At 31.3% G+C, this 22,425-nt stretch carries 25 protein-coding genes and 3 tRNA genes; 17 read left to right on the top strand and 11 right to left on the bottom strand.

Features of this window, described 5'->3' with window-relative positions; all coding sequences use genetic code 11:
- The first annotated feature begins 37 nt into the window (after nucleotides 1-37).
- From rseP to H1R17_RS02980, 4 genes are all read left to right on the top strand, one after another.
- Nucleotides 38-1,381, top strand: a complete 1,344-nt coding sequence (gene rseP / locus H1R17_RS02995) for an RIP metalloprotease RseP (RefSeq protein WP_163432473.1) — start codon at nucleotides 38-40, stop codon at nucleotides 1,379-1,381.
- An 83-nt stretch (nucleotides 1,382-1,464) separates the two neighbouring features.
- A tRNA-Asn gene (locus H1R17_RS02990) sits at nucleotides 1,465-1,538 on the top strand.
- A 61-nt stretch (nucleotides 1,539-1,599) separates the two neighbouring features.
- Nucleotides 1,600-1,673 (top strand) — tRNA-Asn (locus H1R17_RS02985).
- A 40-nt stretch (nucleotides 1,674-1,713) separates the two neighbouring features.
- Nucleotides 1,714-1,787: transfer RNA gene (locus H1R17_RS02980), tRNA-Asn, on the top strand.
- Between the two features lie 175 nt (nucleotides 1,788-1,962).
- Here H1R17_RS02980 and H1R17_RS02975 read toward each other — a convergent pair.
- Entirely contained in the window at nucleotides 1,963-2,337 is a 375-nt protein-coding gene (locus tag H1R17_RS02975) for a hypothetical protein (RefSeq protein ID WP_163432474.1), read from the bottom strand.
- A 132-nt stretch (nucleotides 2,338-2,469) separates the two neighbouring features.
- Entirely contained in the window at nucleotides 2,470-3,615 is a 1,146-nt protein-coding gene (locus H1R17_RS02970) for an MFS transporter (RefSeq protein WP_163432475.1), read from the bottom strand.
- A gap of 179 nt (nucleotides 3,616-3,794) precedes the next feature.
- Here H1R17_RS02970 and H1R17_RS02965 point away from each other — a divergent pair, with 179 nt between their 5' ends.
- The gene (locus tag H1R17_RS02965; RefSeq protein WP_240453356.1) at nucleotides 3,795-4,451 is read left to right on the top strand and encodes a hypothetical protein; all 657 of its coding nucleotides are present in this window, start codon (nucleotides 3,795-3,797) and stop codon (nucleotides 4,449-4,451) included.
- A gap of 53 nt (nucleotides 4,452-4,504) precedes the next feature.
- Here H1R17_RS02965 and H1R17_RS02960 read toward each other — a convergent pair whose 3' ends face one another.
- Nucleotides 4,505-6,862: an outer membrane beta-barrel family protein gene (locus H1R17_RS02960; protein ID WP_163432476.1), complete on the bottom strand. Its 2,358-nt coding sequence runs from the start codon at nucleotides 6,860-6,862 to the stop codon at nucleotides 4,505-4,507.
- Nucleotides 6,863-6,972: 110 nt separating this feature from the next.
- Here H1R17_RS02960 and H1R17_RS02955 point away from each other — a divergent pair, with 110 nt between their 5' ends.
- Nucleotides 6,973-8,304, top strand: a complete 1,332-nt coding sequence (locus H1R17_RS02955) for a sensor histidine kinase KdpD (RefSeq protein ID WP_163432477.1) — start codon at nucleotides 6,973-6,975, stop codon at nucleotides 8,302-8,304.
- A complete protein-coding gene (locus tag H1R17_RS02950) occupies nucleotides 8,301-8,987 on the top strand; it encodes a response regulator transcription factor (RefSeq protein WP_163432478.1) in 687 nt (228 codons plus the stop codon). The genes H1R17_RS02955 and H1R17_RS02950 overlap by 4 nt, the downstream gene beginning before the upstream one ends.
- Here H1R17_RS02950 and H1R17_RS02945 read toward each other — a convergent pair whose 3' ends face one another.
- On the bottom strand, nucleotides 8,988-9,362 hold the full coding sequence (locus H1R17_RS02945) for a hypothetical protein (RefSeq protein ID WP_163432479.1): 375 nt from the start codon (nucleotides 9,360-9,362) through the stop codon (nucleotides 8,988-8,990).
- 73 nt (nucleotides 9,363-9,435) lie between these two features.
- Between H1R17_RS02945 and H1R17_RS02940 the strand changes: the two genes are divergently transcribed.
- From H1R17_RS02940 to H1R17_RS02895, 10 genes are all read left to right on the top strand, one after another.
- On the top strand, nucleotides 9,436-10,320 hold the full coding sequence (locus tag H1R17_RS02940) for a DUF72 domain-containing protein (RefSeq protein ID WP_163432480.1): 885 nt from the start codon (nucleotides 9,436-9,438) through the stop codon (nucleotides 10,318-10,320).
- Nucleotide 10,321: 1 nt separating this feature from the next.
- Nucleotides 10,322-10,897: a DUF1572 family protein gene (locus H1R17_RS02935; protein WP_163432481.1), complete on the top strand. Its 576-nt coding sequence runs from the start codon at nucleotides 10,322-10,324 to the stop codon at nucleotides 10,895-10,897.
- Between the two features lie 93 nt (nucleotides 10,898-10,990).
- Complete coding sequence (locus H1R17_RS02930) at nucleotides 10,991-12,199, top strand: hypothetical protein (RefSeq protein ID WP_163432482.1); 1,209 nt, start codon at nucleotides 10,991-10,993, stop codon at nucleotides 12,197-12,199.
- Nucleotides 12,200-12,201: 2 nt separating this feature from the next.
- A complete protein-coding gene (locus H1R17_RS02925; RefSeq protein WP_163432483.1) occupies nucleotides 12,202-12,762 on the top strand; it encodes a LemA family protein in 561 nt (186 codons plus the stop codon).
- Between the two features lie 3 nt (nucleotides 12,763-12,765).
- Entirely contained in the window at nucleotides 12,766-13,152 is a 387-nt protein-coding gene (locus H1R17_RS02920; RefSeq protein ID WP_163432484.1) for a hypothetical protein, read from the top strand.
- Between the two features lie 38 nt (nucleotides 13,153-13,190).
- Nucleotides 13,191-13,808: a hypothetical protein gene (locus H1R17_RS02915; RefSeq protein ID WP_163432485.1), complete on the top strand. Its 618-nt coding sequence runs from the start codon at nucleotides 13,191-13,193 to the stop codon at nucleotides 13,806-13,808.
- Nucleotides 13,809-13,975: 167 nt separating this feature from the next.
- Nucleotides 13,976-14,608: an outer membrane beta-barrel protein gene (locus H1R17_RS02910; RefSeq protein WP_163432486.1), complete on the top strand. Its 633-nt coding sequence runs from the start codon at nucleotides 13,976-13,978 to the stop codon at nucleotides 14,606-14,608.
- A 132-nt stretch (nucleotides 14,609-14,740) separates the two neighbouring features.
- Nucleotides 14,741-15,133 carry an inner membrane protein YiaA gene (gene yiaA, locus H1R17_RS02905; RefSeq protein ID WP_163432487.1) on the top strand — a complete coding sequence of 131 codons (393 nt, stop codon included), beginning with the start codon at nucleotides 14,741-14,743 and terminating at the stop codon, nucleotides 15,131-15,133.
- Nucleotides 15,133-15,786, top strand: coding sequence for a hypothetical protein (locus H1R17_RS02900; protein ID WP_163432488.1), 654 nt, complete (start codon nucleotides 15,133-15,135; stop codon nucleotides 15,784-15,786). The genes yiaA and H1R17_RS02900 overlap by 1 nt, the downstream gene beginning before the upstream one ends.
- A 19-nt stretch (nucleotides 15,787-15,805) precedes the next feature.
- Nucleotides 15,806-16,468 (top strand): hypothetical protein, encoded by a 663-nt coding sequence (locus tag H1R17_RS02895; RefSeq protein WP_163432489.1) that lies wholly within the window; start codon nucleotides 15,806-15,808, stop codon nucleotides 16,466-16,468.
- 60 nt (nucleotides 16,469-16,528) lie between these two features.
- Here the strand turns inward: H1R17_RS02895 and H1R17_RS02890 are convergent, their stop codons facing one another.
- From H1R17_RS02890 to H1R17_RS02860, 7 genes are all read right to left on the bottom strand, one after another.
- On the bottom strand, nucleotides 16,529-17,641 hold the full coding sequence (locus H1R17_RS02890; protein WP_163432490.1) for a hypothetical protein: 1,113 nt from the start codon (nucleotides 17,639-17,641) through the stop codon (nucleotides 16,529-16,531).
- A 295-nt stretch (nucleotides 17,642-17,936) separates the two neighbouring features.
- Nucleotides 17,937-18,353, bottom strand: coding sequence for a hypothetical protein (locus tag H1R17_RS02885; protein WP_163432491.1), 417 nt, complete (start codon nucleotides 18,351-18,353; stop codon nucleotides 17,937-17,939).
- 70 nt (nucleotides 18,354-18,423) lie between these two features.
- Complete coding sequence (locus H1R17_RS02880; protein WP_163432492.1) at nucleotides 18,424-19,284, bottom strand: helix-turn-helix domain-containing protein; 861 nt, start codon at nucleotides 19,282-19,284, stop codon at nucleotides 18,424-18,426.
- 18 nt (nucleotides 19,285-19,302) lie between these two features.
- On the bottom strand, nucleotides 19,303-19,935 hold the full coding sequence (locus H1R17_RS02875; RefSeq protein ID WP_163432493.1) for a hypothetical protein: 633 nt from the start codon (nucleotides 19,933-19,935) through the stop codon (nucleotides 19,303-19,305).
- Nucleotides 19,925-20,428: an RNA polymerase sigma factor gene (locus H1R17_RS02870; RefSeq protein WP_163432494.1), complete on the bottom strand. Its 504-nt coding sequence runs from the start codon at nucleotides 20,426-20,428 to the stop codon at nucleotides 19,925-19,927. The genes H1R17_RS02875 and H1R17_RS02870 overlap by 11 nt, the downstream gene beginning before the upstream one ends.
- A 191-nt stretch (nucleotides 20,429-20,619) precedes the next feature.
- Nucleotides 20,620-21,483, bottom strand: coding sequence for an RNA polymerase sigma factor RpoD/SigA (locus tag H1R17_RS02865; protein ID WP_090677933.1), 864 nt, complete (start codon nucleotides 21,481-21,483; stop codon nucleotides 20,620-20,622).
- Nucleotides 21,484-21,567: 84 nt separating this feature from the next.
- Nucleotides 21,568-22,419: a carboxypeptidase-like regulatory domain-containing protein gene (locus H1R17_RS02860; protein WP_163432495.1), complete on the bottom strand. Its 852-nt coding sequence runs from the start codon at nucleotides 22,417-22,419 to the stop codon at nucleotides 21,568-21,570.
- Nucleotides 22,420-22,425: the final 6 nt, after the last annotated feature.

Raw genomic sequence — 22,425 nt, 5'->3', positions numbered from 1 at the left:
TACATTTGTGCAACAAAAAAAGAAAGTATTATAATTAATGGACATATTAGTTAAATTATCGCAGTTTTTACTGAGTTTATCATTATTAATTGTGTTACACGAGTTGGGACACTTTATTCCAGCTAAATTATTTAAAACACGTGTAGAAAAGTTTTATCTTTTCTTTGATATAAAGTTTTCCTTATTTAAAAAGAAAATTGGCGATACTGTTTACGGAATTGGTTGGTTGCCTTTGGGCGGGTATGTGAAAATTGCAGGTATGATTGATGAAAGCATGGATACTGAGCAAATGAAACAAGAGCCGCAACCTTGGGAGTTTCGTTCAAAACCAGCTTGGCAACGTTTAATTATTATGTTAGGTGGTGTAACTGTAAACTTTATCTTAGCTTTTGTTATTTACATTGGCATGACGTGGTTTTACGGCGACAGATTTGTAGCTAACGATAGTTTAAAAGATGGTGTTTGGGTAATTTCAGACGATTTAAAAGCGGCTGGAATGCAATCGGGCGATAAAATTGTATCCATTGATGGTGAAAAATTAGAACGTTTTGATAAAGCGCAAGCTAAAATGTTAACGGCTAAAAAAATAGTAGTTAATCGTAGTGGTGAAGCAAAGGAAATTCAATTACCGGTTGATTTTGTAAAAGGAATTATTGAAAATAAAGGAGGTAAGCTAATTGTGCCTCGTATGCCTTTTATTGTTGCAGGTTTTGATGACACTTCATTAAATAAGGATATTTTAAGAGAACGTGATTTTGTTGTTTCTATTAACGGAAATAAAATCAGTTATTACGATCAAATGGAAGGTCTGTTAAAACCTTTTGCAAATCAAACCATTCCTGCAATTATTAAAAGAGATGATGTTGAGCAAACTGTTAACTTAAAAGTAAATGCTGAAGGGAAAATTGGTGTAGCGCCTGCAATGATTTCTAATAAAGATGCTGAAAAATTAGGTTTGTTTCAACTAACAACCAATCATCATTCGTTTGCAGAGTCTATTCCAATTGGTATTCAAACAGGTGTTGATCAATTAGTAGGCTACGGAAAGCAGTTAAAAATGATTGTAAACCCAGATACAGGAGCTTACAAAGGAGTAGGTGGTTTTAAAGCGATATTCGACGTTTTTCCTAATACATGGAGCTGGGAAGCTTTCTGGAGTATCACGGCTTTCTTATCAATTATGTTAGGGGTAATGAACCTTTTGCCAATTCCTGCGTTAGATGGTGGACACGTTTTGTTTTTATTATACGAAATGATTTCAGGTAGAAAACCAAGCGATAAATTCTTAGAGTATGCGCAAACAGTTGGTTTTGTAATACTTATAGGGTTGTTGTTGTTTGCCAACGGAAACGATATTTTTAAAGCCATAACAGGTAAGTAAAAAAAATAACGATTTTTTAAAAAAGGTATTTGTAGAAACGAAAAATCGTTCTATATTTGCATCGCAATAAAGGTAGCATACCTTCCTCCTTAGCTCAGTTGGTTAGAGCATCTGACTGTTAATCAGAGGGTCCTTGGTTCGAGCCCAAGAGGGGGAGCAAAGTTGCACAAGCAACACCTTATTTTTTATTGCAAAATAGAAAACTTAAAATTTAAGTTTCCTCCTTAGCTCAGTTGGTTAGAGCATCTGACTGTTAATCAGAGGGTCCTTGGTTCGAGCCCAAGAGGGGGAGCAAATTGCGAAAGCAATCAACCGATTTAAATTTTATAGTTTCCTCCTTAGCTCAGTTGGTTAGAGCATCTGACTGTTAATCAGAGGGTCCTTGGTTCGAGCCCAAGAGGGGGAGCAAAATGATAAAAGCCTTACAGAAATGTGAGGCTTTTTTGTTGTTATATATCTACTTTTGTTTCATAAGGTTATGGTTAAATGTAATAGTGTTAAAAAAAACTTAGTGATTTAAGTAAATATAAAAAAAGAGTCATACTAAAAAATATGACTCTTAAAAAAATAATAGTTTTATACTACCTATTTGTATCTGCTGTCCAAGAAGCATTATCTTTTAAATAAAGAATAGTTAACTTGCTAGCATTAATTCTAATGTAATGCGTATCGGTTGATCCAACCATTACAGCAGTATTATCATTCTTTTCAATTTCAATCCCTGTAATATCTGGAATATCATCAGAGAATAAAAAGTTGTATTTATTACCCACTTTTACTACTTGAACAAAACCATTATCATTTGATTTTGTTTCACCAGATGATGTGTATGCTACTTTACCGGTGTATCGTCCAATAAAGAAGTCACTATCTGCAGGATCATCATCATCACTACAAGCTGTAAAAACAAAAATGGATAAACATAAAATTCCAAAAATCTTCAATATACTTTTCATAGCTTTAAATATTATAATTAATATGATTAAGTAAAGCAAGCATTGTGCCACAGTATATTAAACAAGACTTTTGTTGATGGTAATAAGAGTTTTTAAGAAAAAGCTGTTTATTTTTTCTACATATAGGGTACATTATTGATTGAATTGTTTTAGATAGAAAAAGGCTAAAATGGCTCCGATACTTGCCATACCAACACCAATTAATACAGGTGTGTTGTATGCAAAACCTAAAGTAATAGGAATGCCACCAAAATAGGCACCTAATGTATTACCAACATTAAAACTTGCTTGTCCGGCAGCTGCTGCAATGTTTTCAGATCCTTTTGCTGAGGTAATTAACATCATTTGTAAAGGCGATCCTATGGTAAAGGCAACCATACCTGTTACAAAAGCCATGACGTATGATAATTGTGTAATATGAGCTGTGAAATACACAACAACTAAAGTGATTGCCATAGTAGAGAAGCATGCAATAGCTGCTTTAGTAGGCGAAATAGTATCAGCAAGTTTACCGCCAATAATATTACCAATAAACATTCCCAATCCTACTAAAACCATAATAAAAGGCACTTTGTTTTCTGCTAATAATCCAATTTTTGTAACCATTGGCGATATGTAAGTTATCCATGAAAACAAACCGCCAGTTCCAATAGAAATAATAGCTATTATTAACCATGCTTTTTTTAACTTAAAGTAAGCAAGTTGTTGTTTTAAATCGCCTGTAGATTTAGTATCAATTTTAGGCAACCAAAAATAAATAGCAGCAAAAGTAACCAAACCTAATAAAGCAATAATACTATAGGTAATGCGCCAAGAATAGTGATGACCAATATAGGTACCTAACGGAACCCCAGCTAAATTAGCAATGGTCATTCCTGTAAACATAAAAGCAATCGCCTGCGCTTCTTTACCTTTAGTAGCTAATTGAGCTGCAACAACAGAACCAACTCCAAAAAAAGCACCATGCGGCAGTCCAGACATAAATCTACTTATTGCTAAAGAGTTGTATTCTGGTGCAATGGCAAACAAACCGTTAAAAACAACAAACAAAATCATTAAAAAAAGCAGTACTTTTTTAGGTGCAATTTTGCCTGTAAAAAGTGTTAATATAGGTGCGCCTACAACTACACCTAAAGCGTATAAAGCAATAAAATGTGCAGCTTGTGTAATTTCAATGTTTTGGTCTTTAGCAATATCCTGTAAAATCCCCATCATGGTAAATTCTGTCATACCAATGGCTAATCCACCAAAAGCTAAAGCTATTAATCCTTTGTTCATTTTTAATGATGTTTTGAGTTTGCAAAGGTACTTCATCCATTTTAAAAGAACTAAAAAGATTGATTTAGTTCGATATTCTAAAAAAAACTTAAAAAAAAAGTACGAATTGTTCAGAATTTAAAATGAATTAATATATTCGTACAACAAAAAATAATAAAAGCTAAAAAGCACAAATTACAATGAAACAAAATATGTCTGAAGATCAGCAATTTATTTTTGACTCAATTTACACCCAAGTTCGTTCCGGATTTTATAGTTTAGAAGATATTCAAAACAATATTATTGAAGAAATTGAAGATAATGGTTTTGAAGATGAAATATCAGAAGATTGGGCGTATCAACAAATTGAAAATGTTTACCAACAACTGCTTGAAGAAAGTAAACTATGGCAAGCACCAACTGAAACGGAGCGATTAATTATGGCTTTTGACGAGTTGGCAACGCAACGAATTATTGCTTTGCATTACCCTGGTTATACTACAGATGATGGCGATTATGAAGCAGTTGAAGTAGAGCGCGCTTTACGTGAAAACAATGAAAAATCAGAAGGATATTGTTTTTATCACGGTCAAGATTTAGAACGTGCTGTACTCGGCGAAGGTTTGTATATATCGTTTCAAAAAATCAATAATGAAAGCGATGTAGTTAGTAAGGAAGTTGCTAAAAAGATTATTGAAGTATTAGAGAAACATAACTTGCCTGTAGAATGGAACGGAAAAGCAACAACCCGCATTTTTATTCCTGTATTTAAATGGCAAAGAGTTTATAATGAAGAAGATAGAGACTTGTTAAATTACAACTATGTAATTGACTCTATTTTAGAAAATCATGCATAACAAAAAGCCAATCAAAATGATTGGCTTTTTTAAACTAAACAAATTAAAAATACTTATAAACGATTTTGTTCTTCTGTACCTTCTACTTTTTGGATTGATTTTACTTTTTGATTTCCAAAATGATAACGAAGTGTAATAGTGAAGTTTTGAGTATCGGTTGAATCAATGAAATAATTGTTCTGGTTGGCGTATTTGGTTGCAATTTTCATTTTTTCGGTATAAAAAATATCATTGAAAGCTAATGAAGCATCTAGCTTTTTATCAAAGAATTTTCGTGTCATTTGCAATGAAGTACTTGAATAATCCGAAATAGTAAAAGTACCCTGAATACTTGGCGTTGTATAGAAATAACTCGCGTTTAACGTCCAATCTGTGTTTTGATCTAATTGAATTTGCACATTGGCACGTCCGTTAAAACTTAGCTTTTTGTTTTCATAAATCTGCTCATCTAATCCCCAAAAAAGTTGTTTTCTATATTCCGTATTTGCACTTAAATCTACTGAAAGTATAGGCGAAATTTCAAAATTCTTGTAAAGTTGCAATCCAAAGGAATGCTCGTCTTTTATATTGGTGTATTTGTATAAAATGGTTTTGTTTTCGGGCATTTGAAAATTAATTTCCATTGAAGGATATTTTTCATATCTAAAATAAGGCGTAATAACAGCGTTTTTAAAACTGTAATTTAGTTCGATATTATGTGTTAAAGTGGCACGCAAACGCGGATCGCCTTGAAAATAAGAATATTCATTGTAGTACGATTTTGTTGGATTTAACCAAGCGTAATACGGGCGTGAAATTCGTTTTCCGTATGATAGTCCTAATTGATGTGTGTTTTCAAACGTTCGTTGTGCATAAAGTGTAGGAAACCATTCTAAATACGATTGTTTGTTTTGATCAAAAGGATTTTCTACAATGCCTTTTAAATTGGTATATTCGGCACGTAAGCCTGCTTTAAATGACCATTTTTCCATATCGTATCCTACCGATGTATAAGCCGCATAATTTTGTTCTTTGTACGAAAATTGATTGCTTTTTTCTGGATTGTATTCTAAATTGCCACTTTCATCATCTGCAAAATCCATTTTAAATTCCGAAGCAATGTTGCTGAATTTTATTCCGTTATCCCAACTTACATTTCCTTTTTTGTAAGCATCATCTATCTGAAAACTTAAAACCTGTGTATTGTTTTTCTCAGTATTTGTAAATTGGTTTTTAGAAGTTTCTTTTTGGGTGATAATATCCTGAAACTTTCTTTTATTGTTGTACGTATATTGTGCGTTTGAAGACAATGTATGATTGTTAATTTTTTGCTGATATTGCACAAATGAATTCAATTTATTGCTCCAATCGTTATGATTATTTAAAGTATAAAACTGAGAAGTGATTTCGTTATTTGCATTGGTAATTGTGGTAGGAATGTTATACAAACCATGTGAATTTGGCTGATAAAAACCGTTAATTCCAAAATTAATTGATGTTAAAGAATCTTTTTGATAGCCCACAATGGCATTCCATGTATTTTGCGATTTGCTTGTGTCTTTACGGTTTGTAATGGTTTTCCATGTTGTGTTATCTTCCTGGTAATGAACGTAATCATTGCTTTTACGCACATAATTACCACCACCACGATAATAACTTGCAGCAAAATTCCATTTGCCAACATTGTAAAAATTGCTTATCCCCATTATTCCTTTTGCGTACATGCTTTGTTCATATTTGCCAAACAAAGTGCCTTTATAACCCAATAATTTGTTTTCTTTTAGTTTGATATTCACAATGGCTGCGCCTGAAGCTTCGTATTGAGCAGGCGGATTGGTAATTACTTCAATAGATTGTAATTCGTTTCCAGGTGTGTTTTCTAAAAGCGTTTGCAATTCTTGTGGCGACATCAACCATTTTTTATCGTTAATAGTCACTAAAATGTTGTTGTTATTGCGTACTTGCAGATTTCCGTTTTTTACAGTGATATTTGGAGTACGCTTTAAAATTTCCCAGGTATTTAGGTTGGAAAGGGTGCTGTTTTCTACATCAAAAACCAAACGATCAATTTTTTGTTTGATTTTAGGTCTTTTGACTTGAATGGTTAATTCTGCTAATTGTTCTTCCGACGATTTTAGTTGAATTGTTAGCGGATTAGTCGTTTCTTCAACAGAAATGAATTGCTTAAATGGTTCGTAAAAAAGCGCATCTATTTGCAATACAACATTGTTTAAATCGGTTTCAAATTCAAATCTACCTAAAGAATCGGTTGCAACAGATTGAATGTATTCTTCATTTGTCGTTACAATTTGAATTTCTATTTCTGATATAGGAATATGTGCATCGTTTAATACAATTCCTTTTATGTTTTTTTGCTGAGCCAAAACCGAAAAGCAACAAAAACAAACGAATAAAGTTATAATATGTTTCATGATTTTTGTTTTTACAAAGTTGCGTCACAAAACGCTTGGCTTTGGTTAATGAACGGTTAACAACGGGTTAATGTGTTTTTACAAAAGCAGCATTGTGTATATTTGCTTTAATGAAAAAGAAAAAAATACATCCAATTGTCTATTTTTCACTGCTATTTGTGGTATTGGTTTCTATACAGGCGTATTTTCTGTACAATACCGTATTGTTAAAACGAAACGAAATTAAGGCAAGAGCCAAAGGAATATTAGAAAAGGTTGATGTTGATTATAAGTTTTTAGAAGACACCAATTGGGATGAAAGTTTGTATAAATGGTATGAATATCCTGATAAGAAAATATCCGAAGCAAGTTTCATTAAAAGTATGAAGTTTGTTAACGATAGTCTTTCGCCAACCTTACAAAAATTTGTTGAACAACAATACAAAGAAACAGGTTTAAAGCTGGCTTTTAAGAAAGAATTAAAGCGCGTTTATGATCTAAAAGCGCATAATGAAATCATTTCAAATCCTTTGGTTATTTACCAAACAAATCCAAAACCTGAGGAAAATTATTTGTTGAGCGAATCAAATTGGGAATCAACTTATTCTGCTTCTAAAACAGAAGATGTAGAAAATATTGATCCTAAAGGTGGTATTAAAAAGTTTGTTTCTCAAAATAGCGAGCGTAGTTACAACATTACCCAAGCTATGTATTTTGATGTTTTAAACCTGAATCAAATTTTATATAAAGAGTTGTGGAGCTTGTTTTTGGTATCCATTGTATTAATGATTTTAGTGCTTTGGTTGTATTTTCAATCGTACAAAAAGTACAAAGAGCAACATTTGCAAGTTTTACTTTTACACGATACCATTGATAATGTGGCGCATGAATTTAAAACGCCTTTGGCAACTTTAAAAGTAGCTTCAAAACAAATGCGTATTATTAAAAAAGATGAAACGCTTGATTTAATGGATAGACAAATTCATAGGTTAGAACATTTACTAAAACCTTTAGATGAGGTTGAAACATTAGATAAAAAAGCTACAGAACAACAAATACATGATTTTTTACAAGATTATACTATTTTGTATCCTGAAATTCATTGGAATATCAACATTCAATCAAAAGACGATTTTAAAATGAGTTCGGTTGAAATGGAAACCATTTTAGGTAATTTAATAGAAAACAGTATTAAGTACGGTGGTAAAATGTTGGATATCAAAGTACTTCAATCTCAAGATTCTTTGGAAATAGGAGTGAAGGATAACGGAATAGGCATTGCAAAAGAAGAACAACGAAAGATTTTTGATAAATATTACCGCATTGCCACAAACAATATTCACAATGTAAAAGGGTTGGGCTTAGGTTTGTATTTGGTTCAAAAAACGGTTCAAAAACACCAAGGAACCATTCAAATGAAAAGTGATTTAGGAAAAGGATGCGAAATAACAATTGAAATATGAGCAAGGTAACGGTTTTATTGGTTGAAGATGAATATGATTTTGGTTTTATATTAAAGCAATATCTTGAAATGTCTGGGTTTAATGTGCATTGGTATCAAAATCCTTTACATGTTTTAGATGAAATAAATGTTGTACAAAACTGTGAAATTGCCATTTTAGATGTAATGTTACCTAATATGGATGGATTTACTTTAGCCAAAAAACTACAAGAAAAGTTGCATTGCCCTTTTTTGTTTCTTACAGCTAAAAATCAACAAATAGACCGCATTTTAGGATTGAAAATAGGAGCCGATGATTACGTAGCAAAACCTTGCGATCCAGAAGAGTTGGTTTTACGGTTACACAACATTTTAAAACGTAAAAGCACCCATAAAACCAATCAATATAAATTAGGAAACTATTTGTTTTTACCCGAACAGTTGTTGCTTACACATGACGAAACAAAGTTTCAGCTTACCGAAAGAGAAGTGAATTTATTGTTACTTTTATTAGAATACAACGAACGAATGATAACGCGCGAAATAATATTACAAAACGTTTGGAATGCAACCGACTATTTTACTGGGCGCAGCATGGACGTTTTTATAAGTCGCCTTAGAAAATACTTTCAATATGATGATCGTATTAAGATACAATCCGTTCGTGGTGTTGGTTTTCAAATTAGTTTTCCCGTAGGCAACTAACTATTTTCTAGTGTACATAAAAGTATAACAATCATAACACTGTTGTGAAATAATAAGCGTATCACCTTGTACAGAAATAGATTCTTTCATTAGTTTTTTGCTTACAATAACATCTTGTGGTTCTGTGCTTTGTATGACTTTTGCTTTCTCAACTTTAAAAACATCTTCAGAGACTAATTTTCCATTCTCAAAGTATTTTATTTTATCGTTCTTAATAACCAATTTCACTTCTTGGTCTGGTTGAGTTGTTCTACCTGTAAAACCGCCGCTTTTGTTTTGTAAAATCCAAGTGCCGTTGTAACCATCTTTATCTTTTTTCAATACACCGCAACTAAAAGTTAATGCCAATGTAAGTAACAATGCAATTTTTTTCATAACTAAAATTTTGTTTAAAAATACTATTTTATACGTTACCTTTCTTAATAGATTTAGTACTTTTAAATAAAAAATGAAATTCGGAAAAGTTGAAGATCCATCTTTAATAGATTTTACACTACCACCAGTTCCTCCTTTAAAGTCTTCATTAATAAACGGTAATGAACAAAATAATCCTTTTGAAGTATTTGTAGGATGTGCTAAATGGAACAAAACCGATTTAAAGGGATTTTATCCAAAAGGCACCAAAGATGAGCTTGTTTACTACGCAAAACAATTTAATAGTATTGAATTAAATGCCACTTTTTACAGCGCACCTTCCAAAGATCAAGTAGCTAAATGGAAAGAAAAAACACCTGCGTATTTTAAGTTTTTTCCTAAAATTCCGCAATCAATCAGTCATTATAGTCGATTATTAAATGTATATGATAAAGTTTTAAGTTTTACCGATGCTTTGTCTTTTTTTGAAGAGCAACTAGGAATGGTTTTTTTGCAAGTACATGATAACTTCAAACCAAAAGATTTTGATCGCTTAAAAGCATTCATTGGCGATTTTCCTAAAGGATACCCCTTAGCTGTAGAGGTTCGCAATAAAGAATGGTTTAATAATGAAGAACTGTTTCATGATTATTGTAGTTTTCTAGAGCAAAACAATGTTACCAATATTATTGTTGATACAGCCGGAAGACGCGATATGTTGCACATGAAGTTAACAACGAATACTGCTTTTGTGCGATACGTTGGGGCAAATCACCCATCAGATTATCAAAGATTAGATGATTGGTTAAACGTTATTGTACAATGGCGTAAAGAAGGTTTGCAAAAATTATACTTTTTCATTCATCAAAATATCGAGTTAGAATCGCCTTTATTGGCAACATATTTTATACAGAAATTAAATAAAATTTTTGATTTGGATATACCTTATCCAGGCAATGACAATCCCACCCTTTTTTAATATGAATACAGATTATTTATCAGGCGCTAAAAAGCAATTTGCTTATTACAAACAGTTGGGCGATAAAACATTTGAACAACTTACCAATACAGAAGCCTTTTTTTGGCAATACAATGATGAAAGCAACAGCATTGCTATTATTGTGAAACATTTATGGGGCAACATGCTTTCACGTTGGACCGATATTTTTACTACCGATGGCGAGAAGGAAAACCGTTTTCGTGATACTGAATTTGAAAACGATGCTCAAACTAAAGAACAAGTTATAGAAAGATGGAACGCAGGTTGGCAATGTTTTTTTGATACCTTAAATACGTTAACACCTGAAGATTTAGATAGAATTATTTATATTAGAAACGAGGGACATACGGTGTTAGATGCTATCAACCGTCAGTTGGCGCATTATCCATATCATGTGGGACAAATAGTATTTATTGGTAAAATGCTGCAAAATCAACAATGGCAATCACTTTCAATTCCTAGGAATAAATCAAATGAGTACAACCAAGAAAAGTTTGCTAAAAGCAAAACACAAACCCATTTTACCGATGAGTTTTTAAACAACAATGAAAAATAAACACTTACATTGCAGCGTTTTTGGTAACAACTAATACATTTTACATGCTATTGTTTTAAGTATTGTTAACAAAACACATCAAAAAAGAATCTTATGGAGAATATGTATAACGATATAATGCAACTAGATATTCCTATTGCGGGTTTATTAGGTATCTTGTTTGTGGTAGTAATTGTAAGTTTGTTTCATTTTGTAATACTTTCACAAATTTATGGTATACCTTTAAATAAATACTTTTTTGCAGTATATCCAACGGTTGTATTAATTGCCTATTTTATGTATCCGCCATTTGCAATATTAGTTGGCATCTTTTTATTTGTATCTACCTTTGCTTTGGCTATTATAGGAATCATTTTTGTTGCACCTTTTGTAAATGCTAAGAAAAATCAATCGTTTGTAGCGCATAGAGAGCTACTTACCAAAGGGCAAAACAAAGCGATTACACCAAAGAGAACACATTGGTTTTTAGAAGGGTTAAAAACCTTGGGTATTACAGCAGGCTTTTTTATAAGTATTGGTTTACTTGGTTTTGTAGGTGTTGTTATTTTCTTTATTGTAGTTGCGGTTCTTGCTAACTATAAAAAAGGAGCCAATATTTTAAAACTACAAAAATCATTACCTACATCAAAAATTAGATCGGTTGCAATGGGTTTGGCAGAGGTTAAGGGTAAAATTATTATTGATGAACCTTTACAAAGTAAAATTAAAAAGAAACGTTGTGCAGGATATTATTATTTAATACAAGATATTAGTCGCGATAAAGACGGTGATGAAAGCTTTACAACCATACATACAGAGTGGCTTTACAACCCTTTTTATTTAGAGGATGAAACAGGGCGAATTAAAGTACTGCCCGATAAGCTAAATGTTATGAAATTTAGTGAAGACTCTTACCGTTCTAATGGTAAAAAGTATACCGAGTATGTTATTGAAGGAGATACCAACAAAGAATATTTAATGATTGGTAAGGTAGATAACATCAATGGTGAACCCGTTTTAACGTATGATGAACATAAAAAAATACTAAGTATTACACCTGTTAGTGCTATAGAAAAGTACAATGAAATGTCTTTTTACTTTAATAAGGTGCGCCCTTATTTTGTTATGTTTTTATTGTGGGCAGCTTTTATACTATCGTCAAAAGTTAGCGTTACCAGCAATGGCATAAGAATAGTACCTCATGCTTATTTACAAGAAAGTTTTAATATCTTTAATAAAAAACAATCTACTGATTCTCTTTCAAATGAAACCATACAGCATAGTGAATTAGACCCAGTAATAATAGAAATAGAAAAAGAATAACTATGGAAAACATTTTAGCCTTATTAATTATAGTTGTATTAGTGGTAGCATTGGTAAGTGCAGGTATAGCTATTTACAACCGTTTGGTGTTTTTAAACAATAATGTAGACAAAGCTTTTGCTAATATTGATGTACTACTAAAACAACGTACCGATGAAATACCTAACTTAGTTGAGGTAGTAAAGCAAAACACCCAATACGAAGAAAAAGTACTTACACAGCTAACACAAATGCGTACGCAGTTTTTAAACACAACAAATGTGGATGAAAAGGTGCAATTGTCCAATCAAATAACCAAATCAATGCAGTCTTTGTTTGCGGTTTCAGAAAATTATCCTGCTTTACAAGCCAATCAAGCGTTTTTGTCTTTGCAAAATAGAGTGTCTCAAATAGAAGATCACATTTCAGACCGTCGAGAGTTGTTCAATGAGTCGGTTGCGTTGTATAACACAGGCATACAAGAGTTTCCTAATGTTTTGTTTGCAGGCATCTTGCGTTATAGCAAACGAAACTTTTTACAAATAACAGATGATGAAAAAGCCTATCAAGGTGTAAAATTCTAACTCATGATTCAAGATTTTCTACGTTATTTGCAAAACGAAGAAGGAATGGTTGTGGTTATTTTTGGATTTGGTATTATTCCATTAGGCTTGTTTCTTTTTTTGTTTGATGCCTTATTAAAAGCCATTGGTTTGCGTAAGTTTTCCCAAACCTTAGCTAATTTATTAGCATTCCCTATTGCATTAACATGGATAGGCGGCTTTGCTACGTCTATGATTTTATTTGCTTCGGGTATTAATCCTATTAAAAGCTTACTTATAATTATGGGTATTTTTATCATTACCTTACTTTATGTTGCTTTAAATTATAACGAAGTGTGCACGTTTATGGATGATAAAAAAACATCCGTTAAAAACAAAGTGAAAGAAGCTTCTGTACAATCAAAAAAATAAAAAGAAAAATCAATATTAATTAAACAAAAAAGCACGCTATGAAAACGTTTTTTGCCGAAAAAGGGTTGGTTACACCAACAAAGTTATTTAGAGAAACCGATGTAATTTTTGCCGAAAAGTTATATTCTACAGAAGAAAGTGTATTAGAAGAGTTTGAAGGACAACCAAAGTTTAGAGACCATCATTTTAGAATTGATTATACTGATATCAATGAAATTATTCCGCACCCCAACTTTGATAATCCTAGTATACAAATCAACCTAAAAAAAGGGTTAGAGTACGCTACTTTTTACTTTGATTTTACTGCACATAATGAGTATACCGATGTTTTAAACTACCTAGTTGCTAAAACAAAGTTGCAAGCTGTAACTCAAAAGGCTAAAGGTTCTTTAGCTTGGACAAAGAACTTGTTGTACGCTATGTTTGCAGGTATATTTGGAGGTTTAATATACAATGCCGCAAAAGCACATGAAGCAGGTGAAGTAATTGATGTTAGTGGGCGCCGTAGTGGTATAAAACGTTTATTAGTGTCAATAGGCGAGAGTTTAGGTAGCACTTTATCATTAGTACTATGGGTAGTTTTGGTATTGGTGTTTTTGTATCTTACTTATAATGCTTACAAAAAATCGGCAGTAATGCAAACGGTTTATAAATAAACCAGTGTTATATGTATTATTATGTAGCGCACATTTTATAAAAAACACATACAAAAGCACCTTACTTGGGTGCTTTTTTGCGTTGTTTTATAACCACAAAATATTAAAAAAGTACTACAAATGCAAAAAAGTAGTATATTCGACACTTATAACATAATAACCTTTTTATGAAAAAAATACTATTTGTTGTAGCATTTATTGCTTTTGGTAAAGCAAATGCGCAAGTATCTTTTAAACCAGGTGTAAAAGCGGGCTTCTCATCATCAACAGTAACAGGTTTAGGTGGTGAATACCGTAACAACTTTTATCTTGGTTTGTATGGTAAATTAAACCTAACACGTGTGTATAATATGCAGTTTGAAATGATGTATTTACGCCAAGGTGTAAACAACATACAAACTTATAGCTACAATGATACCAATTACCAATATGTACCAGGCAAAAGCGGCAATGCTCCTTTAGATTACTTATCGTTAAACTTTATTAATAAGTTTAACTTTGGTAAGTTTAACATGCATGTTGGTCCGGGATTAGATTTTAAAGTTTCAGAACAAGAAGGTATTCATTACAACAATACTTATAACGGTACCTATCAAGAGCCATTGTATACCAACAACAGCGGTGTTGATTTAACGTTTAACTTTGGTGTTGGTTATAGTATTACCGATAATATTGGAATTGAAGCACGTATGCGTCAAGGTTTAATAGAACCTATTTACAGCAACGCTAGTTATTACTCTGATTACGGTGCCAACTTAAACCGTTCGTTTATGATTGGTGTAAACTATACCTTTAAATAAAAATAAGAAGTTGCTTTTAAAGCAAAACATTATAGATACTAATCAGTATATAAATTTATGAAAGCCTTCCTTTTTAAAGGGAGGCTTTTTTATTTACAAAAAAGGTTTATTTTTATATAAAAGAAAATAACTATGAAGAAACAAAAAGTATCACCAGCTTTTGTAGGTGCATCGTGGGTTGCCTTAGCTGCAGGAATGATTGGCTATATTACAGGTTTAGCAAGAGCCGAAATGCTGCTAAATGAAAAAGGATATTATTTTACCATTTTATTGTTTGGATTGTTTGCTGTTGTTTCATTACAAAAAGCAGTAAGGGATCGTATGGAAAATATAAAAGTAACCGATATTTATTATGGAATTTGTTGGTTTGCTACCATAGCATCCATTGTTTTATTAGTTATTGGCTTGTGGAATGCAACCATTTTACCAAGTGAAAAAGGTTTTTATGCTTTTGCCTTTTTGTTGGCTTTATTTGGTGCTATTGCCGTACAAAAGAACACTAGAGATAATATGCTTGATGATTAATGAGAGGGATATTATTATTAATTGGTTTGTTGCTTTCAATATCAGTTTTTGCGCAAAGTAGAGTTGAAATGCGTTTAAATGGTAAAGTAAAAAGTATAAAAGAAGAATACAGAAAATGCCCCATGATTGCTTTAGAAGGAGGTCAGCTAAATTGTTATGAGCGTTCAACTTCTTACAATTTCAATAAAGAAGGAAACTTAGTATTAGAAGAGCAAAAAGTAAGTGATGATGGTTATATAATTGAAAAAATCAACACTAAAGAAGGATATACTTTGGTGAAATCATTAGAGTGGGATGGTGTAAAACGTAAAAGTTTTGAAGAATATTATAACAAGAAAGGAGTGAAAATCAAAGTTGTAAATTACAACAATAGTGGTGAGGTTGCTAATATTTGGGAGTATTCTTACGATAAAAATCAAAGGTTAACTCAAACTAAAACAACCAATATTTGGAACAACGTTATTACTATTTATGAGCATTGGCTTAATAAATATGGCGATATTGTTTTAAGTAAAGAGTTTAAAAACGGTGCTTTAGTTAACGAGGAATCTTTTGAGATTAACTATACTTTTGATAAAAAAGGCAACTGGCTTACCAAAGTGTTTAACAGTCAATATAGCGAAAGCTATAAACGTATCATTCAATATTATTAAGCATCTTAATATCGTATTTATGAAAAAATTAATTGTTAGTGCATTCGTTGTTTTGTGTTGCACCGTGCAAGCGCAAAACCTAAACCATTTTGGTTTAAAAGGTGAGGTAAAGTGTGTTAAAGATGAATATTATCAATATTCAGAGAGTCAGTTAAAAAAAGCAAAAGATCCTAAAGATTGTTTTTCATTGCAAAGTGAAATGGAGTTCACAAAAGATGGCTTTTATATTGATAATGAAAATCGATTATTAGACGATGGAATTACTAGAAAAAAGGAAGAAACAGCAACGGGATATTTAGAAATTGTTTTTAAAGAGGAAGATGGTGTTAAAAGAAAATGGAGTGAAAATTATTACGATAAACAAAATGTAATTAACAAATCAATTAGTTACAATGAAGAAGGCGATGTTTTTATAGTTACCAATTACTTTTACAATGAAAATGGTAAAAAAACTAAAATGATACGTGAATTAAAATTTAAAGATAAGGAACAAACAACCATAAGTTATTTTGATGAATACGGAACATTTAATGCTGCAGAAATGTATGAAAACGATAAATTAATAAGTAGAGAAGAGTTTGTTTTAGAATATAAATTTGATGAAAAAGGTAATTGGATTTACAATTCTGTTGAAACTGATTTTGGAACATCTTTCGTTACTAGAGAAATTGCGTACTATTAAGCAAAAAAGCAACTCAATTGAGTTGCTTACTAATTCAAAAAAATCTCGACATGAGAATACTTATTCTGCAAGGTTGTTAATTTCAGGATCGTTCCAAAATTCTCTTGAGTATTTATTGCCACTGTTATATAAAGTACCCAATTTGAAAATACGATCTGGATTAGGTTTCTCATTCGTTTTAATAGCATCTAAAATGTAAAAGAATGAATTGTTGTTTACTTTTACATTCTTCATTTTAGCAAGTTTAGAGTTTATAGTAAGGTTTTTTGCTAATTTGGCATAACTTGGATAGTAAAAAAGATCGGTTGTTATGTATTTTGCTTGATAACTAATGTCTTCAAAATCAAACTTACCTACAATAACATTCATGGTTGAATTGTGTTTTTTCTTTTCAGGGTCAAAACCATAATTAACTTCTAATATTAGCTTTTTTTCTTCATCAAAAACAAAATATCCTTTCATTAAAAAGCGCTTTTTACTTTTTTCTTTGGGGTTAATATAACAAGTATGTATCGTTTTGTCGCCTACTTTTTTAGCAGTAATGTAAAATTCATACTTCTTTTTTTCTTTAAGCATTGTGCTAATAACATTGTAACGTAGAGAAGTTTCAAGCACAATAGATGGAGGGTTAGCCATTGCTCTACTTGTAGGGTCAACTTCACTGTAATCTTTTATACGAGTTTGTTTTGCTACCATGTCTATTTTATCACCCACATAAAAATCTACAATGCCATCTGCAAAACTGGCTACTTGGTTGTTTTCAATGTAATTTTCTCGGTAATAAGCTTCTAATTTAATGTTCTTACTAAGTGATTTTATAGAATGGTTAATAATATCTTGTAATACAGTTTGAGGGTTTTCATAAATCACAATTTCTTCTAATGTTTCAGAATTCGGAGTTAATTCCCAAACAAATGGTTGTGAGTTGTTAAACGTTTTTTCGCTATAAACATATTCATAATCGTTTATGAAAAGTTTTTTGTTCAAAACAGCATCAGGTAGAACTACTTCGCCGTTATCATTGCTGGTAACAAAAAACGATTGATCTTCACTAATAATTGTAATTTGACTAACAGCTTCTTGGGTTTCTTTGTTTTTAATAGTTCCTTTAAAGTTTTGCGCTTGTATAGCAAAGTTAAAAAGCAAGACTATTAAAGTAAAATAGTGTTTCATAAGGATTTAATATTGTTTTGAATGTTTTGTTATTTACCTAAATACAGTTTTAGTTTTTATTGATAAACAACTGTATTGGTTGATTAATGAATAGTTCTGTTTTAGCTACAAAGATTGATTACTGCTATGAACAATAATACTATAACAAATAGTTTTTCCATTTTTTAATTGATTTTTTTTAACTTAAATACCATTTCATAATTCCGCTAAAAGCTAATCCGTAAAGATTTGTTTGTAAAACAAATGTAGGCGTTATTAAAAAGTTATTAGTAATGAAAGGTTTAGGTGTTTTTTATCAAACTCTATGGTTTATCTCTCTCAGGGTTAAATACTTTTTTCTACCAATTGTTAAGAAATATACTAATGTTAAAAATAGAGGAATTAATACAACAGAAGTGTAGTAGAAATTAAAAGCAAAAGATAGTACAAAATGTAAAAGAATAACTGCAGAGATAAAACCAAACAATTGTTTAGAGTATTTTAAACAGCTTAATTCTAAAGTTTTAGTATCGTTGGTCTTTAAATTAATTAACATTTCAGGGCTGCCACACCAATCAATTTTTGCTTCAATTTTGTGTTCACCTTCAGGGGTTGTAAATTCTTTTATTTCGCCATCGGCAACAGAGCCAATTTCTTTGCCATCAACCAAAATTTTAATCGCTCGCATTTTGTTTGCATACTCATTTGATCTTTTAATGATGATTTTAGCCATAATGTTTTATTTTTTCTTTGAGCAAATATAAAGTTCAATGAAAAGATAAAATTGTAAAATTGGGACACTTTTATTGGTCTTCTAAGAAATGCCAATACAAATCTTCATTGCCTATTTGAGAAATTTTAGGAAGTAATGTTTTTGGCGTTTCATTTGTAATGCTTTTAAAATGCTTAATAAAGTGAGATTGATCGTAATACATATTAAACAAAGCTACATCGGTTAAGTTGACTAATTCTTTGTTTTGCAAAGCGTAGTTCAAAGAATTTCGAAACATCACCATTTTTTTGTAATCTTCGATAGATGAAAGTACATGCTTTTTAAACAATCGCAATAAGGTTTTTCTACTTACTGATGTTATTTTTTGTAATTCATCTACTTTTATCGTTCCGTTAGACAGTACAATCTCTTTAATGGCTTTATGCAACGCTTTTTCTTCAAACGGGCGAAGTATAGATAGTAAGGCATTCTCTAAAATTTGTTGTTGTTCATCTATTGATTGATCTTTTGAAATGTTTGATAAGATGTTTTCAAAACTTTCGTCAAGTTTTATTGATTGAAAGTTTTTATGCATTAACGCATCTAAAGGTTTTGAAATAAAATGATTGATACCTAAAGGATAAAATACAACACCTATTTTATAAAACGAACCTTCCATTTGTACTTGATATCTATCTTTTAAATTGATAGTGTATAAATAAGTGATTTTATCTTTGTTGATAGAGGTAGTAACGTTAGAAGTTTTTTTTATAGTATCAATAATAATATCGTTTCCCTTGTAAATAGTAAGCGCATGTAAATAATTAGGGTAAAAAGAAAATGCTTCGGAATGATTGGTATCATCAGCTGCATGAAAATAAAAATAAGCAACCAGTTTTTGTAGTTGCTCATTTTTAGGCTTTTGCGTAATTAAATAATTATCTTTCTGCATAACGTTAAAGATAAGCTTTTATTCTTCAAACTGATTCATTAGCTCTTTTAGCTGTTTTAAATATCTACCATAAAAACGTTTGATAACCCATTCTGAAAACAATATCAAAAGTAAAATAACAATACTACCCACTATTAAAACCGAGTAAATAAAAGAAGGGTCGGTTTGTAAGGTTTCGTTAAAATGATAGAACTTATCAATAATATCTGTTGTTTTATCTTTTCCAGACATAATAACAAACAACGCAATAGATGTTGGTAATAGCACATAAATTGAGGAACGGTAGGTTTCAATAGCAAAATGAAATTCGTAATACAAACGTATAATACTTTCTCGGCTATTAAACGTATTAGGTTGTTTAATCATTTTACTAATGGTGTAAAATCTACGGTAGTAATACAAACCAAAAATAATAAATTGAAATACTAAAAAGTAGTAAATAAAGCTAATTAAACCTTTAATTTGGTATATATCTATAAAAGGCACCACAAGTATAAAAACAATGCTTACGCCCCAAATAATAGCTTCGCGTTTAAAGCTTTTTATTATTTGTTCTGCCAGCGATTTTGTTTTGGTAAGATATTCCGATTTTATTTCAATATCCTTCTCTGGTTGGTTGTCCCATTTTTTTTGTAACTCATCAAAATTCATATCCGTTCTTTTTTATGATGGTTTGTAATTTTTCCTTGGTTCTATTAAGTTTTACGCGCGCGTTAACTTCGCTAATACCTAAGTTTTCGGCAATTTCTTTGTGGTTCATTCCTTCAAGAAATAAAAAAATCAATGCTTTTTCTACTTTGTTCAATTCTTGCACAGCGGCATAAAAATAGCTTAGTTGCTCTTCTTTGTATGCGTTGCTTTCATCATCTGCTTTATCATAATTGTCGTGTAACTCGTATTTGTCTTGCTTTTTATCTTCTTTTTTAAAGAAAGTTAATGCGGTGTTTAGGCAAACACGGTACATCCATGTAGAAAATTGACTATCGCCTTTAAAGTTTTGGTACGATTTCCATAATTGATACGTCATTTCCTGAATCAAGTCTTCCTGATCTTCTGCATAGTCAAAATACATCCTCGAAATTTTATATAAAATTCCTTTATGCTTTTGCATTAAATCTAAAAAGTCTTTTTCGGTAGCTTTCAATTAAGGTGCTTTTGTAAAAAGTTAGTAACGTGAATTGGTTTTTGTTACATACAAAAATAGAAAACCCGTTAAAATAATTTAACGGGTTTTTAAATAAATTGTACTTGTCATTTCAGCGAAAGGATAAATCTTTAAAGGAATAGATTCTTCACTCCATTACATTTCGTTCAGAATGACAAAAAATGAGGATGTTATCCTAAATATGTTTTCAAGATTTTACTTCTTGAAGTGTGTTTTAATCTGCGAATGGCTTTTTCTTTAATCTGGCGTACACGCTCACGAGTTAAATCAAAAGTTTCACCAATTTCTTCTAATGTCATTGGGTGTTGGTCACCTAAACCAAAGTATAAACGTACAACATCAGCCTCACGAGGTGTTAATGTTTCTAAAGCACGCTCAATTTCGGTACGTAATGATTCGTGAATTAATTCACGATCAGGGTTTGGCGATTCACCCGAACGCAATACATCGTAAAGGTTAGAATCTTCACCTTCTACTAAAGGAGCATCCATTGATAAGTGACGACCCGAGTTTTTCATTGACTCTTTTACATCGTTCACGGTCATGTCTAATTCTTTAGCGATTTCTTCTGCTGAAGGCGGACGCTCATTTGATTGCTCTAACAACGCATACATTTTGTTGATTTTGTTGATAGAACCAATTTTGTTTAATGGTAAACGTACAATACGCGATTGTTCTGCTAATGCCGATAAAATAGATTGACGAATCCACCATACAGCGTACGAAATGAATTTAAAACCACGTGTTTCATCAAAACGTTGCGCAGCTTTAATTAAACCTAAGTTTCCTTCGTTAATTAAATCGGGTAATGTTAAACCTTGATTTTGATATTGTTTTGCTACCGATACTACGAAACGTAAATTAGCTTTTGTTAATTTTTCAAGTGCACGTTGATCACCTGCTTTAATGCGTTGTGCTAATTCTACTTCTTCATCGGCAGTAATTAAATCTACCTTACCAATTTCTTGTAAATATTTGTCTAACGACGCTGTTTCACGATTGGTTACCTGTTTGGTAATTTTAAGTTGTCTCATGTTTTAAATAAACCCTCCTAAATTGTTTACATATAGTTATACGCAAGAAACTTAAAAATGTTACAAAAAAATGTAAAACTTTTTTTATTCGTATGAATCTACGGTGATGTATAAAGGAATACTTGCTGGTACAGCCAGCCATTCGCCATCAGAAGAAGTTCTTGTAAAAAAAGTACTTCCAGTAGTTAAACCTATGTTCTGAAAAAAAGAACCTTCCTTTTTTTCTTCTTGAAATTCTATTTTCTGTTGTTTGATTATTACAGCAATTTTTTTATAACCGCTTATGTACAAGTCCATATCTTCAATGTTGATAACATTCCAGCCTCTGGTTTTATTAGATAAAATGAAGTTAATATTTTGATGAGGTATTCTTTTATATGGTTTGCCATTTTTTACTTCGTAGAAGTAAATAGAAAAGAAACCACGTTTAAAAGTAAAGCCTTCTAAATGCCAATGAATTTTTTTTACTTTTATGAATTTCTCTTTAATATTCATTATCATACCAAACTCATAGCTTGTATTGTAATTGCTACTTGAGTCTTCTCCTGAAAACATTCCTGATCCTTCACTTGTTCTTCCATAAGTTCGTTCAATAATTTTTGCGTTTTTTGGAGGGATTAATATTTCTTGTAATAGCTCAGAAGAAGGCTCTAAAAAAACCGATTGTAAATCTTTAAGGTTTTGTAAAGCAACTGATTTTTTCTCGAAACCAAAAGTTTCAATTACTACATTCAAAGGAAAATTGTATTTTTTAGCATCAACCACAAAAAGTCCATTTTCATTTGCTGTAAAACTTTTTTTATAATCGGGTAATAAAACAGTTGCAAATTCAATGGGCTCTTTAGTTTCTTTGTTACTAATTTGTAACTTTACCTGTTGTGCAAAAGTAGTTTGTGTAACAATTGCACAAATGAGAAATAGAAACGCCTTTTTCATAAGTTT

The sequence above is a fragment of the Flavobacterium sp. xlx-214 genome (assembly GCF_013874595.1).
Taxonomy (GTDB): domain Bacteria; phylum Bacteroidota; class Bacteroidia; order Flavobacteriales; family Flavobacteriaceae; genus Flavobacterium.
Note: the sequence above shows the minus strand (reverse complement) of the source record. Positions and strands in the feature narration are given on the sequence as shown.

Excerpts from the sequence above, each read along its gene's own strand:
- rseP (WP_163432473.1), top strand. The coding sequence starts at position 38 with ATGGACATATTAGTTAAATTATCGCAGTTTTTACTGAGTTTATCATTA.
- H1R17_RS02975 (WP_163432474.1), bottom strand. The coding sequence starts at position 2,337 with ATGAAAAGTATATTGAAGATTTTTGGAATTTTATGTTTATCCATTTTT.
- H1R17_RS02970 (WP_163432475.1), bottom strand. The coding sequence starts at position 3,615 with ATGAACAAAGGATTAATAGCTTTAGCTTTTGGTGGATTAGCCATTGGT.
- H1R17_RS02965 (WP_240453356.1), top strand. The coding sequence starts at position 3,795 with ATGAAACAAAATATGTCTGAAGATCAGCAATTTATTTTTGACTCAATT.
- H1R17_RS02960 (WP_163432476.1), bottom strand. The coding sequence starts at position 6,862 with ATGAAACATATTATAACTTTATTCGTTTGTTTTTGTTGCTTTTCGGTT.
- H1R17_RS02955 (WP_163432477.1), top strand. The coding sequence starts at position 6,973 with ATGAAAAAGAAAAAAATACATCCAATTGTCTATTTTTCACTGCTATTT.
- H1R17_RS02950 (WP_163432478.1), top strand. The coding sequence starts at position 8,301 with ATGAGCAAGGTAACGGTTTTATTGGTTGAAGATGAATATGATTTTGGT.
- H1R17_RS02945 (WP_163432479.1), bottom strand. The coding sequence starts at position 9,362 with ATGAAAAAAATTGCATTGTTACTTACATTGGCATTAACTTTTAGTTGC.
- H1R17_RS02940 (WP_163432480.1), top strand. The coding sequence starts at position 9,436 with ATGAAATTCGGAAAAGTTGAAGATCCATCTTTAATAGATTTTACACTA.
- H1R17_RS02935 (WP_163432481.1), top strand. The coding sequence starts at position 10,322 with ATGAATACAGATTATTTATCAGGCGCTAAAAAGCAATTTGCTTATTAC.
- H1R17_RS02930 (WP_163432482.1), top strand. The coding sequence starts at position 10,991 with ATGGAGAATATGTATAACGATATAATGCAACTAGATATTCCTATTGCG.
- H1R17_RS02925 (WP_163432483.1), top strand. The coding sequence starts at position 12,202 with ATGGAAAACATTTTAGCCTTATTAATTATAGTTGTATTAGTGGTAGCA.
- H1R17_RS02920 (WP_163432484.1), top strand. The coding sequence starts at position 12,766 with ATGATTCAAGATTTTCTACGTTATTTGCAAAACGAAGAAGGAATGGTT.
- H1R17_RS02915 (WP_163432485.1), top strand. The coding sequence starts at position 13,191 with ATGAAAACGTTTTTTGCCGAAAAAGGGTTGGTTACACCAACAAAGTTA.
- H1R17_RS02910 (WP_163432486.1), top strand. The coding sequence starts at position 13,976 with ATGAAAAAAATACTATTTGTTGTAGCATTTATTGCTTTTGGTAAAGCA.
- yiaA (WP_163432487.1), top strand. The coding sequence starts at position 14,741 with ATGAAGAAACAAAAAGTATCACCAGCTTTTGTAGGTGCATCGTGGGTT.
- H1R17_RS02900 (WP_163432488.1), top strand. The coding sequence starts at position 15,133 with ATGAGAGGGATATTATTATTAATTGGTTTGTTGCTTTCAATATCAGTT.
- H1R17_RS02895 (WP_163432489.1), top strand. The coding sequence starts at position 15,806 with ATGAAAAAATTAATTGTTAGTGCATTCGTTGTTTTGTGTTGCACCGTG.
- H1R17_RS02890 (WP_163432490.1), bottom strand. The coding sequence starts at position 17,641 with ATGAAACACTATTTTACTTTAATAGTCTTGCTTTTTAACTTTGCTATA.
- H1R17_RS02885 (WP_163432491.1), bottom strand. The coding sequence starts at position 18,353 with ATGGCTAAAATCATCATTAAAAGATCAAATGAGTATGCAAACAAAATG.
- H1R17_RS02880 (WP_163432492.1), bottom strand. The coding sequence starts at position 19,284 with ATGCAGAAAGATAATTATTTAATTACGCAAAAGCCTAAAAATGAGCAA.
- H1R17_RS02875 (WP_163432493.1), bottom strand. The coding sequence starts at position 19,935 with ATGAATTTTGATGAGTTACAAAAAAAATGGGACAACCAACCAGAGAAG.
- H1R17_RS02865 (WP_090677933.1), bottom strand. The coding sequence starts at position 21,483 with ATGAGACAACTTAAAATTACCAAACAGGTAACCAATCGTGAAACAGCG.
- H1R17_RS02860 (WP_163432495.1), bottom strand. The coding sequence starts at position 22,419 with ATGAAAAAGGCGTTTCTATTTCTCATTTGTGCAATTGTTACACAAACT.